The sequence below is a fragment of the Pseudomonas antarctica genome (assembly GCF_900624995.1).
Lineage (GTDB): Bacteria > Pseudomonadota > Gammaproteobacteria > Pseudomonadales > Pseudomonadaceae > Aquipseudomonas > Aquipseudomonas antarctica.
This window is the reverse complement of the sequence record NZ_UYXQ01000001.1, coordinates 328033-344156: the sequence shown is the minus strand read 5'-3', so window position 1 is coordinate 344156 and position 16124 is coordinate 328033. Positions and strand designations below refer to the sequence as shown.

The window sequence follows — 16124 nt, the reverse complement described above, 5'->3', positions numbered from 1 at the left end:
GATGAAAATCATCATCCTTGGGGCAGGGCAGGTTGGCGGCACGCTGGCCGAACATTTGGCCAGCGAGGCCAACGACATCACCGTGGTCGATACCGATGCCGAACGCCTGCGCAACCTCGGTGACCGCCTGGACATCCGCACCGTACAAGGCCGCGCGTCATTCCCGACGGTGTTGCGCCAAGCCGGTGCCGACGATGCCGACATGCTGGTGGCGGTGACCAACAGCGACGAGACCAACATGGTCGCCTGCCAGGTCGCTCACACCCTGTTTCACACGCCGACCAAGATCGCCCGCGTCCGTGAGGCGGCCTACCTGACCCGTGCAGGGCTTTTCGACAACGACGCGATTCCAGTGGACGTGCTGATCAGCCCCGAGCAAGTGGTGACTCACTACATCAAGCGCCTGATCGAAATCCCCGGAGCGCTACAAGTAATCGACTTTGCCGAGGGCAAGGCGCAACTGGTGGCGGTGAAGGCTTACTACGGCGGGCCGTTGGTGGGCCAACAACTGCGCCAGCTACGCGAGCACATGCCGAATGTGGAAACCCGCGTAGCGGCGATCTTCCGCCGCGACCGGCCGATCCTGCCCCAGGGCGATACAGTGATCGAGGCGGACGACGAAGTATTTTTCATCGCCGCCAAAGCGAATATTCGCGCAGTGATGAGCGAAATGCGTCGACTGGACGAGACCTACAAACGCATCGTGATTGCAGGTGGCGGGCAGATCGGCGAACGTTTGGCTGAGGCGATTGAAAGCCGCTACCAAGTGAAGATCATCGAGATGAGTCCGGCGCGCTGCCGGCATTTGTCCGACACCCTCGACAGCACCGTCGTTCTGCAAGGCAGCGCCTCGGACCGCGACCTGTTGATGGAAGAGAACATTGCCGACGCCGATATCTTCCTGGCCCTGACCAACGATGACGAGGCCAACATCATGTCCTCGCTGTTAGCCAAGCGGCTGGGAGCGAAGAAGGTGATGACCATCATCAACAACCCGGCCTATGTCGACCTGATCCAGGGCGGCGATATCGACATCGCCATCAGCCCGCAACTGGCCACCATCGGCACCTTGCTCGCCCACGTGCGCCGAGGCGATATCGTCAGCGTGCACTCCCTGCGCCGGGGCGCGGCGGAAGCCATCGAAGCGATAGCCCATGGCGACTCCAAGTCGAGCAAGGTGATCGGCAAGGCCATCCGTGACATCGGCTTACCGCCAGGCACTACCATCGGCGCGATCATTCGTGACGAAGAGGTGATCATTGCCCATGACGATACGGTGATCGCCACAGGTGACCATGTGATCCTGTTTCTTGTGGATAAAAAACATATCCGCGATGTGGAGAAGCTGTTCCACGTGGGGTTGAGCTTTTTCTGATGAAGCCATCGCCGGCAAGCTGGCGCCTACAAGGATTTCCGTATGCTTGAGTCACTGGAAAAAATGCTCGCCAAGGGTGTGGATAATTCATTGCTGCGCTTTGGCTTGGGCAAGGGTTATCTGGACGTGAAGGACAACGCCAAAGCGGCGGAGCATTTGCAAAAGTGCGTCGAGTTTGACCCGAAGTATTCGGCGGCGTGGAAGTTGTTGGGCAAGGCGCAGGCGGGGTTGGGTGATAGTGCTGCGGCGCGGGTGGCGTGGGAGAAGGGTATCGAAGCGGCCCTGGCGCATGGCGACAAGCAGGCCGAAAAAGAGATGACGGTGTTCCTGAAGAAACTCGACCGCCAGGCTTAATCGGAATCAAATGTGGGAGCGGGCTTGCTCGCGAAGGCATAGTGTCAGTCACCTAATGTGTGTCTGATACACCGCATTCGCGAGCAGGCCCGCTCCCACATTGGTTTTGCATCGACCGTAAGTCAGTCGTATATCAGTACCACCGCGCCTCACCCGGCGGGCGTTTCTTGAAGCGTTTCATGCTCCACATGTACTGGCTCGGATAAGCCCCGACATAGCGCTCCACCACTTTGCTCATCGCCGCGCAGGACGTGGCGGTGTCGGTGCTGTACATATCTTCCGGCGCCGCTTCGAGGATCACTTTGTAGCCCGAGCCGTCCGCCAGCCGCAGCGCATGCAGGAACACGCCCACCGCTTTGCCACCGGCGAGCATGTTCGGCACGAACTTACTGGTCAGCACCTGGGTGGCGAAGAACGGCACGAAGATGCCGGCCGATTCCGCCGGCTCCGGGTCGGCGGGAATGCCCACTTGGCCACCTTTGCGCACTTCCTTGATCACACTCAGAATGCCTTCCTTGGTCGACGCGGCTACACGGTTGCCCAGTTGCACACGCTGTTTGCGCAGCAAGTCATCCACGGCCTTGAGCTTGGGCGGGCGGTAGAAAATGATCGGTTTGCACTGGTTGCAATAGAAGTGGTTCAACACTTCCCAGTTGCCCAGGTGGCTGGTGATGCCGACCACGCCTTTGCCGGAGGCCAACGCGTCGTGCAGCACTTCGAGCCCTTCGACTTCACGCACCAAGTCGATGGAACGCTGGGCCGGCCAGATCCAGGCACAAGCGCTTTCGGTGAGGGATTTGCCGATGTCCATCAGGCTCTGGCCGACCAGGCGCTCGCGCGCGGCGGGGTCCATGTCCGGGAAGCATTTGGAGAGGTTGATCCGCACCGTCTCGCGGGAGCGGTTGGGGGTTTTCCACATGATCCAGCCAATCGCCGTGCCGACGGCTTGAACAGCGCGCCAAGGCAACAGGGCAAACAACCGAAGAGCGCCTACCAGCAAGGCGCCTTTAAACTTTTCCACAGGTCACTCCTGATCGTGTGTGGTGCGCAAAGCCGCCATTCTAACCGGCGTTGGCCAAGTGCGCGTAACGGTCGCAATCCTGAGTGTGGTCCATGACCATGCCCGAGGCCTGCATGAACGCGTAACAAATGGTCGGCCCGACGAACGTGAAACCGGCTTTTTTCAGGGCACGGCTCATGGCTTCGGCCTCTGGCGTAATGGCCGGGACCTGGCTGCGGTCCGTGAAGTGATTGACCTTGGGCACACCGCCGACAAACGACCAGAGCAAGCCCACCGGGTCCTCCAGCGCCAGCCATGCAATCGCATTGCGCCGGGTGGCATTGAGTTTCAGGCGATTGCGCACAATGCCCGGGTCAAGCATCAGCGCCTCAATCTCGGCGTCGGTCAATCGCGCCAGGCGCTGTGCATCAAAGCCGAACAAGACCTTTCGATAATGCTCGCGTTTGCGTAAAACGGTGATCCAGGACAGGCCCGCCTGGAACCCTTCGAGCAAAAGCAACTCGAACAGACCCTGCGCATCGCGCAGCGGCGTTCCCCACTCCTGATCGTGATAAGCCATGTACAGCGGATCTTCAGAACACCAAAAGCAGCGTGGCATAAGGCTCCAGGGAGTGGTGGCAGGGCCGAATCGGGTATACTCCCGCTCTTTAAATCGCAGCCCAAGTAACAGGTGAATTTCGTGAGCCAGCCTACGCCAGCCGTGCGTACCTTCCAAGACTTGATCCTCGCCCTCCAGCAATACTGGGCCGAGCAAGGTTGTGTGGTACTTCAGCCCTACGATATGGAAGTAGGCGCCGGCACTTTCCACACCGCTACATTCCTGCGGGCCATCGGCCCGGAAACCTGGAACGCCGCTTATGTGCAGCCCAGTCGTCGCCCGACTGACGGCCGCTACGGCGAAAACCCGAACCGTCTGCAGCACTACTACCAGTTCCAGGTGGTACTGAAGCCGAACCCGGACAACTTCCAGGAGCTGTACCTGGGCTCGCTCAAACATGTCGGCCTAGACCCACTGGTGCACGACATCCGTTTCGTCGAAGACAACTGGGAGTCGCCAACCCTCGGCGCCTGGGGCCTGGGCTGGGAAGTCTGGCTCAACGGCATGGAAGTGACGCAGTTCACTTACTTCCAGCAAGCGGGCGGCATCGAGTGCTACCCGGTGACCGGCGAGATCACTTACGGCCTCGAGCGCCTGGCCATGTACCTGCAAGGCGTGGACTCGGTCTACGACCTGGTATGGGCTGACGGCCCGTTCGGCAAAGTGACCTACGGTGACGTGTTCCACCAGAACGAAGTGGAGCAGTCCACTTACAACTTCGAACACGCCAACGTCGAGAAGCTGTTCGAACTGTTCGATTTCTACGAAAGCGAAGCAAAGCGCCTGATCGAGCTCGACCAGCCGCTGCCGTTGCCAAGCTATGAAATGGTGTTGAAGGCGTCCCATACCTTCAACCTGCTGGATGCCCGCCGTGCCATCTCGGTTACCGCGCGTCAGCAATACATCCTGCGTGTACGCACCCTGGCGCGTTCCGTCGCCCAAGCCTACCTGCTGGCTCGCGCCAAGCTGGGCTTCCCGATGGCAACCCCGGATTTGCGTGATGAAGTGTTGGCTAAGCTGGAGGCTGCACAATGAGTGCTCAAGATTTCCTGGTTGAACTGGGCACCGAGGAGCTGCCACCCAAGGCACTCAACACCCTGGCCGATGCGTTCCTGGCCGGTATCGAAAAAGGCCTGCACAGCGCCGGCCTGAAATTCGCCGCGAAAAAAGTCTACGCCGCGCCACGTCGCCTGGCCGTGTTGCTGACCGCGCTGGAAACCCAGCAGCCGGACCGCAGCATCAACCTCGACGGCCCGCCGCGTCAGGCTGCTTTTGATGCTGAAGGTAACCCGACTCAAGCAGCCCTGGGTTTTGCCAAGAAGTGCGGTGTCGAGCTGAGCGAGATCGACCAGAGCGGCCCCAAACTGCGTTTCAGCCAGGTCATCACCGGTAAGCCGACGGCGAGCCTGTTGCCGACCATCGTTGAAGACTCCCTGAACGACTTGCCGATCCCTAAGCGCATGCGCTGGGGTGCGCGCAAGGAAGAATTCGTACGCCCAACCCAATGGCTGGTGATGCTGCTCGGTGACCAGGTCATCGACTGCACGATCCTCGCCCAGACGGCTGGCCGGGACTCCCGTGGTCACCGCTTCCACCACCCAGAAGCGGTGCGCATCACCTCGCCCGCCAACTATGCCGCCGACCTGCGCGCAGCTTACGTACTCGCCGATGCCAATGAGCGCCGCGAGCTGATCAGCAAGCGCACCGAAGAGCTGGCTCGCTTGCAGGAAGGCACCGCCATCGTGCCGCCAAGCCTGCTCGACGAAGTGACCGCGCTGGTTGAATGGCCAGTGCCGCTGGTGTGCTCGTTCGAAGAACGTTTCCTCGACGTGCCGCAAGAAGCGCTGATCACCACCATGCAGGACAACCAGAAGTACTTCTGCCTGCTGGACGTGGACGGCAAGTTGCTGCCGCGCTTTATCACGGTGGCCAACATTGAAAGCAAGGACCCGCAGCAGATTATCGCCGGTAACGAGAAAGTCGTTCGCCCGCGCCTGACCGACGCCGAGTTCTTCTTCAAGCAAGACAAGAAGCAGAAGCTGGAAGACTTCAACCTGCGCCTGCAAAACGTGGTGTTCCAGGAAAAACTCGGCAGCGTCTACGACAAGGCCGTCCGTGTTTCCAAACTGGCCGCCTACATTGCACCGCGCATTGGTGGTGATGCTGCCTGGGCCGCGCGTGCAGGCTTGCTGTCCAAGTGCGACCTGGCCACCGAGATGGTCGGCGAGTTCCCGGAGATGCAAGGTGTTGCCGGTTACTACTACGCCCTCAATGATGGCGAGCCGGAAGACGTCGCCCTGGCGCTGAACGAACAGTACATGCCGCGCGGTGCCGGTGCTGAACTGCCGAGCACCCTGACTGGTGCGGCCGTGGCCATCGCCGACAAGCTGGACACCCTTGTGGGTATCTTTGGTATCGGCATGTTGCCTACCGGCAGCAAAGACCCGTATGCCCTGCGCCGTGCGGCCCTGGGCGTGCTGCGCATCCTGATCGACAAGAAGCTCGACCTCGACCTGGCCCAGGCCGTGGTGTTTGCGGTCGGCCAGTTCGGTGGCAAGGTCAAGCAAGCCGGCCTGGCCGAGCAAGTACTGGAGTTCGTGTTCGACCGCCTGCGTGCGCGTTACGAAGACGAAGGCGTGGACGTTTCGGTGTACCTGTCGGTACGTGCCCTGCAACCGGGTTCGGCGCTGGACTTCGATCAGCGTGTGCAGGCCGTACAGGCCTTCCGCAAGCTGCCGGAAGCCGATGCACTGGCTGCTGTGAACAAGCGTGTATCGAACCTGCTGAGCAAGGCCGACAACCTCGGCAATGCCGAGGTCGACCCGGGCCTGTTCGCCGATGCCAAAGAGTTCTCGCTGAACTCGGCAATTGCCAAAGCAGAAAACGCGGTGAAGCCGCTGCTCGCCGAACGCAACTACGCCGAAGCACTGGCGCGCCTGGCCACCTTGCGTGAGCCGGTGGATGCGTTCTTCGAAGCGGTGATGATCAATGCCGAAGATGCCGGCGTGCGGAAAAACCGCTACGCCATGCTCGCGCGTCTACGTGGCTTGTTCATCAATATCGCTGATATTTCCGTACTGGGCTGATCATGTTGAAACTGCTGATTCTCGATCGGGACGGAGTGATCAATTACGACTCCGACGCTTACATCAAGTCGGTGGCGGAATGGATTCCACTGCCCGGCTCGATCGAGGCCATCGCGCAGTTGAGCAAAGCCGGCTGGACGGTGGCTATCGCCACCAACCAGTCCGGCATCGCCCGTGGCTATTACGACATCGCCACCTTGGACGCCATGCACGCGCGCTTGCGCACGTTAGTGGCCGAGCAGGGTGGTGAGGTGGGGCTGGTGGTGTACTGCCCCCACGGGCCGGATGAGGGCTGCGAATGCCGCAAACCCAAACCTGGCATGTTGAAAACCATTGCAGAACATTACAACGTGCCCCTGGCTGGGCTATGGTTCGTCGGTGACAGCCTCGGTGACTTGGAGGCGGCCAAAGCCGTCGACTCTCAGCCAGTTTTGGTTAAGACCGGGAAAGGCGAAAAGACCCAGGCGAAAAACCTGCCGGTAGGCACTTTGATTTTTGACGATCTGGCGGCGGTTGCCGCAGAACTTATCAACAACTAGCCGCCCTCGACTTCCTGGCCAAGGACTGTTCGGGCGTGCGCTTTTAACAGGCGGGCCGTGTCCCGCAACGGTAAATGCCGCCATGTCGATCTTGCAGGCCATCAGAACCTTTTTCTTTTACCTGCTGCTGGGCACCAGTTCGCTTCTCTGGTGCACCCTGAGCTTTTTTATTGCACCGTTCCTGCCGTTCAAGGCGCGCTATCGTTTTATCAACGTCTATTGGTGCCGCTGCGCGTTATGGTTATCCAAGGTGTTTTTAGGCATTCGCTACGAGATTAAAGGCGCCGAAAACGTCCCGGACCAGCCCTGTGTGATTCTGTCGAACCACCAGAGCACCTGGGAAACCTTCTTCCTCTCGGCGTACTTCTCGCCCCTAAGCCAAGTGCTCAAGCGTGAGCTGCTGTACGTGCCGTTCTTCGGTTGGGCCATGGCGATGTTGCGCCCGATCGCCATCGACCGTGACAACCCCAAGGCGGCGCTTAAGCACGTAGCCAAGAAGGGCGATGAGCTGCTCAAGGATGGCGTTTGGGTACTGATCTTCCCCGAGGGCACGCGCGTGCCTTACGGCACCGTGGGTAAATTTTCGCGGGGCGGCACCGCCTTGGCGGTCAACGCCAACCTGCCGGTGTTGCCGATTGCGCATAACGCCGGCAAGTTCTGGCCGAAGACTGGCTGGGCCAAACGCGAAGGCACTATCACCGTCGTAATTGGCGAGCCGATGTACGCAGAAGGTGAAGGACCGCGCGCCATTGCCGCCTTGAATGACCGCGCCGCAGCGTGGAACGAAGCGCAACAACGGGCGCTGGGTTCATTGCCTCCAGAGCCTGTTGTAGTCGAGACGTCGGCGAGTTGAGCATCTGTGGATAACCTGTGTACGGTTTGTTGGCTAATTGGCCTTTCTGGCTCATAAGAAGCTGATTTACTTACATATTTCTCAAACTCATAAAATCGCAAAAAACGTGCATAAGTTTTTTTGGCATAAAAAAACCGGTCCTTGTGACCGGTTTTTTATGCACAACCAAAAAGGATGTTTTTTCAGTCATTGAGCAGGGGCAGTTGCAGGCTGAAGATCGAGCCTTTACCTAACTCGCTTTCACATTGGATGCGCCCGCCATGACGCTCAATAACGGCTTTGACCATGGTCAGCCCCAACCCTAATCCTTCACTGCCTTGGGCTGAATCGAAGCGTCGGTACTGGCTGAACAGCTCCGGCAAATCCTCAGGCGCAATGCCTGGCCCCTGATCGCTGATACGGCATTCCAACCACCCTTGCGCGCTGCCATGGCCCAAGGTGACGGTGGTGCCTGACGGCGAGTATTTGATGGCGTTTTCCAGCACGTTGAACAGCGCTCGGGTCAGCAGTGATTGATCGGCTGAAACCATGCCCTCATCCGCTTCATCCAGGTCGTGGACCAAATGAATCCCCTTGAGCTGGGCGATCACCGCCACTTGGTCAAAGGCATCCATGACCAGCATGGCAAACAACGTGGGCTGGAAGTGGTAGCCATCGGCCTCAGCCTTGGCCAATTGCACGAAGGATTCGGTCAGGCTCAAGGCACGCTTCACCTGTTGCTCGATCTGGGCAAATATCGGTGACTCGCCATTGTGCACGTCCAGCAACGCCAGGATCACCGAATGTGGCGCACGCAGGTCATGAGACAGGAAGCGCAGCATTGTCTCGCGGTGCTGTTGGGCTTCGCGCTCTTTGCTTAAGTCCGTGAGGCTCAGCAGCCAGCCGAGGGCGACGTCACCCTCGGCCGGCAGCAGCGGCGCCAGTTCCATGCGCAAGCTGCGCTGATGGATGTCACGAAACTCGATGAGCTCGAGCGCTGACAGGGCAGGGCGAACACCGTTATGCAGTGGCGGATAACCCAGATCGGCGAGCTGTTCCAGGAGGTTTCTAGCAACCAGATCATTGCCGAACACGTCACGGGCAACGCGGTTGGCCAGCAGGATGCTGCCTTGCGGATCGGTAATCAGGGTAGCCACGGGCAAACATTCCAGGCCATCCGCCATAAAGCGTCGTGTATCGCGCGTGCGGCTTACCGCCTGCTCAAGCGCGAAGATCCGCCCTTGCAATACGTCGCCTGGGCTGGCGGGAGCGCGTCGACGCTCGGGAAGCACTTTGGGTTCGTCATCCAGCCGGGCCAGCTCCCACCCAAAGTACGCAAGGATCACGCTCAAGCGGCGCCAATTCCAGATCAAATAACTGAGTAGCAGGCCGATCAGGCACGCTGCGGGTGACCACCAGTGGCCAAGGCGCAGCAAGGCCCACGAGCCGAGCAACGCGGTAGCCATGCAAGCCAACGTCATCCACAGTGCATAACGCGGCCGATACAACAGCAGCCCCAGCAATAATGCCACCAGAGACGTCGCCATCAAGGCGGCTAGCCAACCAGGTAGATCAACAATGCTGCGCCCCTGTAGCAAGCCGTTAAGGATATTGGCCTGGAGTTCCACACCTGCTGTGGAGCCAACGGTGGAGGAGAGCGGTGTGACAAACCGATCGCCCATTCCATAGGCCGTGGCACCGACCAGTATCTGCCGATCGCGTAGTATTTCGGGCGGTACCTCGCCATGCAAGACGCTGGCGTAGGACACGCTAGGAAAATGACTTTGCACAGTGAAGGGCACACGAACCGCATGTTCACGATGCCAAAGCGGGTTGCTCGGCTCCTGCGGCTGCCCAGGCATGGCTGACGTTTGCCCAGTCAATGTATACGCCTGCCATGCCAGCTGCGCGAGTGTGTTTTCTGGCGGCCCCTCACGCAAATACAAGCTGCGCACGACGCCATCGTTATCCGCTTCGACATTGATAGGCCCGATGCCTTTGGCGCACTTGAGCAGCGGCAATAACTCTTTATCCGCTGAACCTGCTCCTGCTGTGCCTTCGTTCACCAGCGGCAATAAGACATTGCCGGCGTTGCACACAGCATCAGCCAGTCGCTGATCATCCTCTGCATCGCCAGGCTCACTGAAGACCACATCAAACAATATTCCCGCTGGCCTAGCGGCACTGAGCCGATCTATCAGGTCGGCATGCAGGCTACGGGGCCACGGCCAAGGGCCGAGCTTCTTCAGGCTCTGATCATCGATGGTCACCAACAAGATACGCGAGTCAACCGGCAACGGTGTCAGACGCCGAAGGCTGTCATACAGAGGGTTGTTCAGAGCCAGGCCTGGGCTCAGTGACAGGTAGAGGGTGACGGGCAGCAAGACCAAGCCAATCCACAGCCACTCTCGAACCAAACCGTGGAACAGAAGCTGTGCTCGGGTGGGTTGGCGTTTTTCAGCTTTGCGCCACAGCATCACCGAGCTAACGCCGCAGAGTTGTATGAGCATTGAGAGTGGATAGTTGAGCGCGCCATATACCCCGGTTTCTCCCTGTTCGGTGTGAACGATGTACTGAACCCAATGAAGCTCATATCGGTCTCACTGTTAGACTTTCCTTAGCGCTTCATACAGAGCCTTTTCCTTACGGGCAGGAGTGGGTATCTTCCCTCTAGGTATCAAGGTCTTTCAATGGATTAAAGGCGCTTTGATATCAGCGTAGCGATAGATTCAAGGCCCGCTGGATCTGACCACAATTATTCAGATTCGATGGCCGGCATTTGCGCCATATTTTTAGTAGAAAGGACCCCATCATGCGCGTCGCAATACTGGATGACGAACCCGCTGAATTGCGTCGGGTTGAGCAGACACTGCGACAGATCCCCGGTACCGCAGAGCAGCCATGGTCACTTCATTGCTTCGAGCGCAGTGAAGATCTATTGCGTCAACTACGACGGGAAACCTTCGACCTCCTGATACTCGACTGGCAACTACCCGACATCAGCGGCATCGCATTGCTGCGCTGGACTCGTGAACACATGGAGTCACCGCCCGCCGTCATCATGCTGACCAGTCGCGATGCCGAGAGCGACATCGTCACTGCACTCAACAGCGGAGCGGACGATTACGTCAGCAAGCCTTTTCGACCTAACGAACTTAAGGCACGAGTCAGCGCCGTTTTGCGTCGCCATGGCCTGCAGAAATCCGCCACCCATGAAGTGCAGAGCTTCAACGACCTGACTTTTGACGACGCTGAATTGACCGTCACGCGCGCAGGCAAACCTATCAACTTGACCGAGCGGGAATACCGTTTAGCCAGTTGCTTATTCGCGAACCTGGCCCGCCCGTTGTCCCGCGAATACCTCTATGAGCGATTCTGGTCTCATGAAGAAATGGTGTCGTCGCGGCCGCTGGATACACATATCTACCGTCTGCGTAACAAGCTGGGTTTGACCGCCGACCGAGGCTGGCAACTGTTGACCATCTATGGGTATGGCTACCGATTGGAGAGTGTCGCAACGGCAACGTCGGGTTAAAAACCTCGATGTTCCACGTGGAGCATTTGAAAATTACTTGTTTAAATCCCAATAAAAAAGGCCAACGCTAAGCGTTGGCCTTTTTGTTTTAGCAGGTTTACCTGATCAGAAGTCCAGGTTGGACACAGCCAAGGCATTGCTCTCGATGAAGTCGCGACGAGGCTCGACCGCATCACCCATCAGGGTGTTGAAGATCTGGTCGGCGCCAATGGCGTCTTCGATGGTCACACGCAGCATGCGACGCTGAGCCGGGTCCATGGTGGTTTCCCATAGCTGATCCGGGTTCATTTCGCCCAGACCTTTGTATCGCTGGATGGTGTGACGCTTGGTGCTTTCCGCCATCAGCCAATCAAGGGCTTCCTTGAATTCCTTGACCTGCTTCTTGCGTTCGCCACGCTGGATGTAAGCACCGTCGTCCAGCAGGGTGCTCAATTGCGCGCCGAGGGTAACGACGGTTTTGTAGTCGTTACTGCCGAAGAAGTCGCGGTTGAAGGTGACGTAGTTCGACAGGCCGTGGGAGATCAGTTCGACCTCTGGCAGCCATACGTTACGCTCACGGTCCTCACGCAGGCTGGCTTTGTACACCAGACCAGACTTCTCAGAAGTGCGCAGGCGGACTTCATATTGAGCCAGCCAATTCTGCATGTGAGCGTGATCGCCCAACTGCTCCAGGCTCACCGAAGGCAAATAGATGAAGTGCTCGGTCAGCTCCTGAGGGTACAGGCGCGACAAACGCTTGAGGGTCTTCATGACCATGCGGAAGTCGTTAACCAGACGCTCCAGCGACGCACCGGAAATACCAGGCGCTTCGTCGTTCAAGTGCAAGCTGGCATCTTCCAGGGCCGACTGTGTCATGTACTCTTCCATGGCGTCGTCGTCTTTGATGTATTGCTCTTGCTTGCCCTTTTTCACTTTGTACAACGGCGGCTGAGCAATGTAGATATAGCCACGCTCGATCAGCTCCGGCAACTGACGGAAGAAGAAGGTCAGCAGCAGCGTACGGATGTGCGAACCATCGACGTCAGCATCGGTCATGATGATGATGTTGTGATAGCGCAGCTTGTCGATGTTGTACTCGTCACGGCCAATACCGCAGCCCAACGCCGTGATCAAGGTGCCGACTTCTTGCGAGGAAATCATCTTGTCGAAGCGGGCTTTCTCGACGTTGAGGATCTTACCCTTCAACGGCAGGATGGCCTGGGTGCGACGGTTACGACCCTGCTTGGCGGAACCGCCAGCAGAGTCACCTTCCACCAGGTACAGTTCGGAGAGGGCAGGGTCCTTCTCCTGGCAGTCAGCCAGCTTGCCAGGCAGGCCGGCGATGTCCAGCGCGCCTTTACGGCGGGTCATCTCACGGGCTTTACGCGCGGCTTCACGGGCACGTGCAGCGTCGATCATCTTGCCGACAACCAGCTTGGCTTCGTTCGGGTTCTCCAGCAGGAAGTCGGAGAAGTATTTACCCATCTCCTGTTCCACTGCGGTCTTCACTTCGGAAGACACCAGCTTGTCTTTGGTCTGGGAGCTGAACTTAGGATCAGGTACTTTCACCGAGATAATCGCGGTAAGGCCTTCACGTGCGTCGTCACCGGTGGTGGCGACTTTGTGCTTTTTGGCCAAGCCTTCTGCTTCGATGTAGGTGTTCAGGTTACGCGTCAGTGCGGAACGGAAACCCACCAAGTGAGTACCACCATCGCGCTGTGGAATGTTGTTGGTGAAGCACAACAGGTTCTCGTTGAAGCTATCGTTCCACTGCAGGGCGATTTCCACGCCGATGCCGTCTTCACGCTGGATATTGAAGTGGAACACCTGGTTGACCGCAGTCTTGTTGGTGTTCAGGTATTCAACGAAGGCACGCAAACCGCCTTCGTACTTGAACAGTTCTTCCTTACCGCTGCGCTCGTCCTTGAGGACGATACCCACACCGGAGTTGAGGAAGGACAGTTCACGAATCCGCTTGGCCAGGATGTCCCAACTGAAGTGAATATTCTTGAAGGTTTCATCCGATGGCTTGAAGTGGATCTGCGTACCGGTGGTCTCACTGTCACCGACGATTTTCATCGGTTCTTGTGGCACACCGTGCACGTAGGTCTGTTCCCAGATCTTGCCACTACGGCGAACAGTCAGGATCAGTTCTTCGGACAGTGCGTTCACCACCGACACACCTACACCGTGCAAACCGCCGGAGACTTTATAGGAGTTGTCGTCGAACTTACCGCCGGCATGCAGCACGGTCATGATGACCTCAGCCGCCGAAACGCCTTCTTCTTTATGCACATCTACCGGAATACCGCGACCGTTGTCGCGCACGGTGATGGATTCATCCGGGTGGATGATAATATTGATGTCGTCGCAGTGACCGGCCAAAGCTTCGTCGATGGAGTTGTCGACCACCTCGAACACCATGTGGTGCAGACCGCTACCATCATCGGTGTCGCCAATGTACATACCGGGACGTTTGCGTACGGCATCCAAACCTTTCAGCACTTTAATGCTGGTCGAGTCGTACGTGTTTTCTTCGCTCATGCCTTCACTCCCGATGGTCGTGGGTCTGGGTGATACGGCCTTGTTCCACGTGGAACAAAGCGACTGGCGTTTCCGTCTGCCAGCCTTCCCTCAATAATTCATGGTCTACACAGGTGATAAACACCTGGCAGCGTAAGTCTTCCAACAAGCGGCATAACGCGCGGCGGTGTTGCTCGTCGAGTTCGGACGGCAGGTCATCCACCAGATAAATACACTGACCGCGCCGAGCTTGGCTAACCAAATGCCCTTGGGCGATACGCAGTGCACACACCACCAACTTCTGCTGACCGCGGGACAAAATATCCGCGGCATTGTGTGCGCCTAATCTAAGGCGCAGATCAGCCCGTTGGGGGCCTGCCTGTGTATGGCCAATCTGCTGATCCCGCTGCAAGGAAGTGGCGAGCACAGCGCTCAGCTCACGCTCTTTATCCCAACCACGGTAGTAGCTCAGCGTCAGCCCCTCGAGATCCAACAACTCACTCAAGGTCTGCTCAAAGACTGGTTTCAAGGCTTTGATATAGGCGCGGCGGTATTCATCTATTTCATCGCTGGCCAGGCACAGTTCCCGGTCCCAGGCTGCTTGTGAAGCGGCGTCAAGTGTACCATGCCGCAGCCATGAGTTCCGCTGCCTCAGGGCCTTCTGCAGGCGCTGCCAAGTGGCCATGAACCGCGGTTCCACGTGGAACACTCCCCAATCGAGGAATTGCCTGCGAATTTTTGGTGCACCTTCCAACAAGCGGAAGCTGTCGGGGTTGATCAGTTGCAACGGCAGGATTTCTGCCAGTTGCGCAGCACTGCGAGCGTTTTGCCCGTCGATGCGAATTTGAAACTCCCCACCGCGATCGCGAGATATCCCCAGGCTACTATGGCCGCCTTCAGCCAATTCGACTTGGCCAAACACCGTGCACGCCAATTGCTCGTACTGAATCACCGGCAAAAGACGGGCGCTACGAAAGGAACGGGCGAGCCCAAGCAAATGAATGGCTTCCAGCACGCTGGTTTTGCCACTGCCGTTGGCGCCGTGGAGGATATTGATGCGGGGGGAAGGGGAGAAGGTCACCGGGTGCAGATTGCGCACCGCGGTGACCGAGACGCGACTGAGGGACATCTAGCTTCTGCTGAACATGATTACAGACGCATCGGCATAACAACGTAAGCCGAGTCGTCGTTATCGGATTCTTGCACCAGGGCGCTGCTGTTGGAGTCCGACAGAATCAGACGAACCTGTTCGGTGGTCATTACACCCAGTACGTCCAACAGGTAGCTCACGTTAAAGCCGATCTCCAGCGAGCCGCCGTTGTAGTCAACGCCCACTTCTTCTTCCGCTTCTTCCTGCTCCGGGTTATTCGCCTGGATTTTCAGCTGACCGTTGGCCAGTTGCAGACGGATACCACGGTACTTTTCGTTCGACAGAATCGCGGTACGGCTGAACGCTTCACGCAGGGCCTGACGATCACCAATTACCAGTTTGTCGCCGCCTTTAGGCAGTACGCGCTCGTAATCCGGGAACTTGCCGTCGACCAATTTTGACGTGAACGTGAATTCACTGGTGGTGGCGCGAATGTGGTGCTGGCCCAAAACGATACTGACGTTGCCATCCGGCTCGGTAAGCAGACGCGCCAATTCGAGGATACCTTTGCGCGGGACGATCACTTGGTGGCGATCCGGCTGACCAATATCGGCACGCATGGAGCACATCGCCAGACGGTGTCCGTCGGTGGCCACGGCGCGGATAATGCCTTCGGAGACTTCCAGCAACATACCGTTGAGGTAGTAACGAACATCCTGTTGAGCCATGGCGAAGCTGGTGCGCTCGATCAAACGGCGCAGTTTGCTTTGCTCCAGGCTGCAGGTCAGCGAGCCAGGGCCTTCCTCGACAGTCGGGAAGTCATTGGCTGGCAAGGTGGACAGCGTAAAACGGCTGCGACCGGCCTTGACCACCAACTTCTGCTCATCGACCTTGATGTCGATAAGCGCTTCATTAGGCAAGCTTTTGCAGATGTCCATCAGCTTGCGCGCCGGCACAGTGATTTCGCCCGGTTCAGCAGGCTCTTCCAGCTGCACACGACCGACCAGCTCGACTTCCAAGTCGGTACCGGTCAAGGACAGTTGCTGGCCTTCGACAACCAGCAATACGTTGGAGAGCACCGGCAAGGTCTGTCGGCGCTCGACGACGCCTGCGACCAGTTGCAGGGGTTTCAACAGGGCTTCGCGTTGAATGGTGAAATGCATGGTCTAGTCCCTTGCCTTAATAAGCTGCG

At 58.1% G+C, this 16124-nt stretch carries 13 protein-coding genes; 7 read left to right on the top strand and 6 right to left on the bottom strand.

The genetic code is table 11. The features are described 5' to 3' along the window. Position 1: 1 nt before the first annotated feature. Complete coding sequence (gene trkA, locus E0F99_RS01580) at positions 2 to 1375, top strand: Trk system potassium transporter TrkA (protein WP_083355979.1); 1374 nt, start codon at positions 2 to 4, stop codon at positions 1373 to 1375. 42 nt (positions 1376 to 1417) lie between these two features. Further along, positions 1418 to 1729 (top strand): hypothetical protein, encoded by a 312-nt coding sequence (locus tag E0F99_RS01575; protein WP_083355980.1) that lies wholly within the window; start codon positions 1418 to 1420, stop codon positions 1727 to 1729. Positions 1730 to 1862: 133 nt separating this feature from the next. Here the strand turns inward: E0F99_RS01575 and E0F99_RS01570 are convergent, their stop codons facing one another. Together E0F99_RS01570 and E0F99_RS01565 are read right to left on the bottom strand one after the other, a co-directional pair. After that, complete coding sequence (locus E0F99_RS01570; protein ID WP_083355981.1) at positions 1863 to 2750, bottom strand: lysophospholipid acyltransferase; 888 nt, start codon at positions 2748 to 2750, stop codon at positions 1863 to 1865. A 40-nt stretch (positions 2751 to 2790) separates the two neighbouring features. Then, positions 2791 to 3348 carry a DNA-3-methyladenine glycosylase I gene (locus tag E0F99_RS01565; RefSeq protein WP_083355982.1) on the bottom strand — a complete coding sequence of 186 codons (558 nt, stop codon included), beginning with the start codon at positions 3346 to 3348 and terminating at the stop codon, positions 2791 to 2793. An 81-nt stretch (positions 3349 to 3429) separates the two neighbouring features. Here E0F99_RS01565 and glyQ point away from each other — a divergent pair, with 81 nt between their 5' ends. From glyQ to E0F99_RS01545, 4 genes are all read left to right on the top strand, one after another. After that, on the top strand, positions 3430 to 4383 hold the full coding sequence (gene glyQ / locus E0F99_RS01560) for a glycine--tRNA ligase subunit alpha (protein ID WP_003213601.1): 954 nt from the start codon (positions 3430 to 3432) through the stop codon (positions 4381 to 4383). Then, positions 4380 to 6434, top strand: coding sequence for a glycine--tRNA ligase subunit beta (glyS, locus tag E0F99_RS01555; RefSeq protein ID WP_083355983.1), 2055 nt, complete (start codon positions 4380 to 4382; stop codon positions 6432 to 6434). The genes glyQ and glyS overlap by 4 nt, the downstream gene beginning before the upstream one ends. Continuing rightward, positions 6434 to 6973, top strand: a complete 540-nt coding sequence (gmhB, locus tag E0F99_RS01550) for a D-glycero-beta-D-manno-heptose 1,7-bisphosphate 7-phosphatase (RefSeq protein WP_173667135.1) — start codon at positions 6434 to 6436, stop codon at positions 6971 to 6973. Before glyS ends, gmhB begins: the two co-directional genes overlap by 1 nt. A gap of 82 nt (positions 6974 to 7055) precedes the next feature. Next, positions 7056 to 7826 carry a lysophospholipid acyltransferase family protein gene (locus E0F99_RS01545; RefSeq protein ID WP_083355984.1) on the top strand — a complete coding sequence of 257 codons (771 nt, stop codon included), beginning with the start codon at positions 7056 to 7058 and terminating at the stop codon, positions 7824 to 7826. Between the two features lie 182 nt (positions 7827 to 8008). Here the strand turns inward: E0F99_RS01545 and E0F99_RS01540 are convergent, their stop codons facing one another. Beyond that, positions 8009 to 10285, bottom strand: a complete 2277-nt coding sequence (locus E0F99_RS01540; protein ID WP_083360337.1) for a CHASE2 domain-containing protein — start codon at positions 10283 to 10285, stop codon at positions 8009 to 8011. Positions 10286 to 10617: 332 nt separating this feature from the next. Between E0F99_RS01540 and E0F99_RS01535 the strand changes: the two genes are divergently transcribed. After that, positions 10618 to 11340: a response regulator transcription factor gene (locus tag E0F99_RS01535; protein ID WP_083355985.1), complete on the top strand. Its 723-nt coding sequence runs from the start codon at positions 10618 to 10620 to the stop codon at positions 11338 to 11340. A gap of 105 nt (positions 11341 to 11445) precedes the next feature. On the opposite strand, the gene gyrB is transcribed toward E0F99_RS01535, so the two are convergent. Genes gyrB through dnaN form a run of 3 tightly spaced genes read right to left on the bottom strand, consistent with a single transcriptional unit; the run spans position 11446 to position 16095 of the window. Beyond that, positions 11446 to 13863 carry a DNA topoisomerase (ATP-hydrolyzing) subunit B gene (gene gyrB, locus E0F99_RS01530; protein WP_083355986.1) on the bottom strand — a complete coding sequence of 806 codons (2418 nt, stop codon included), beginning with the start codon at positions 13861 to 13863 and terminating at the stop codon, positions 11446 to 11448. Positions 13864 to 13867: 4 nt separating this feature from the next. Next, on the bottom strand, positions 13868 to 14971 hold the full coding sequence (recF, locus tag E0F99_RS01525) for a DNA replication/repair protein RecF (protein ID WP_010565854.1): 1104 nt from the start codon (positions 14969 to 14971) through the stop codon (positions 13868 to 13870). 20 nt (positions 14972 to 14991) lie between these two features. Then, the gene (gene dnaN, locus E0F99_RS01520) at positions 14992 to 16095 is read right to left on the bottom strand and encodes a DNA polymerase III subunit beta (protein WP_083355987.1); all 1104 of its coding nucleotides are present in this window, start codon (positions 16093 to 16095) and stop codon (positions 14992 to 14994) included. Positions 16096 to 16124 lie beyond the last annotated feature (29 nt).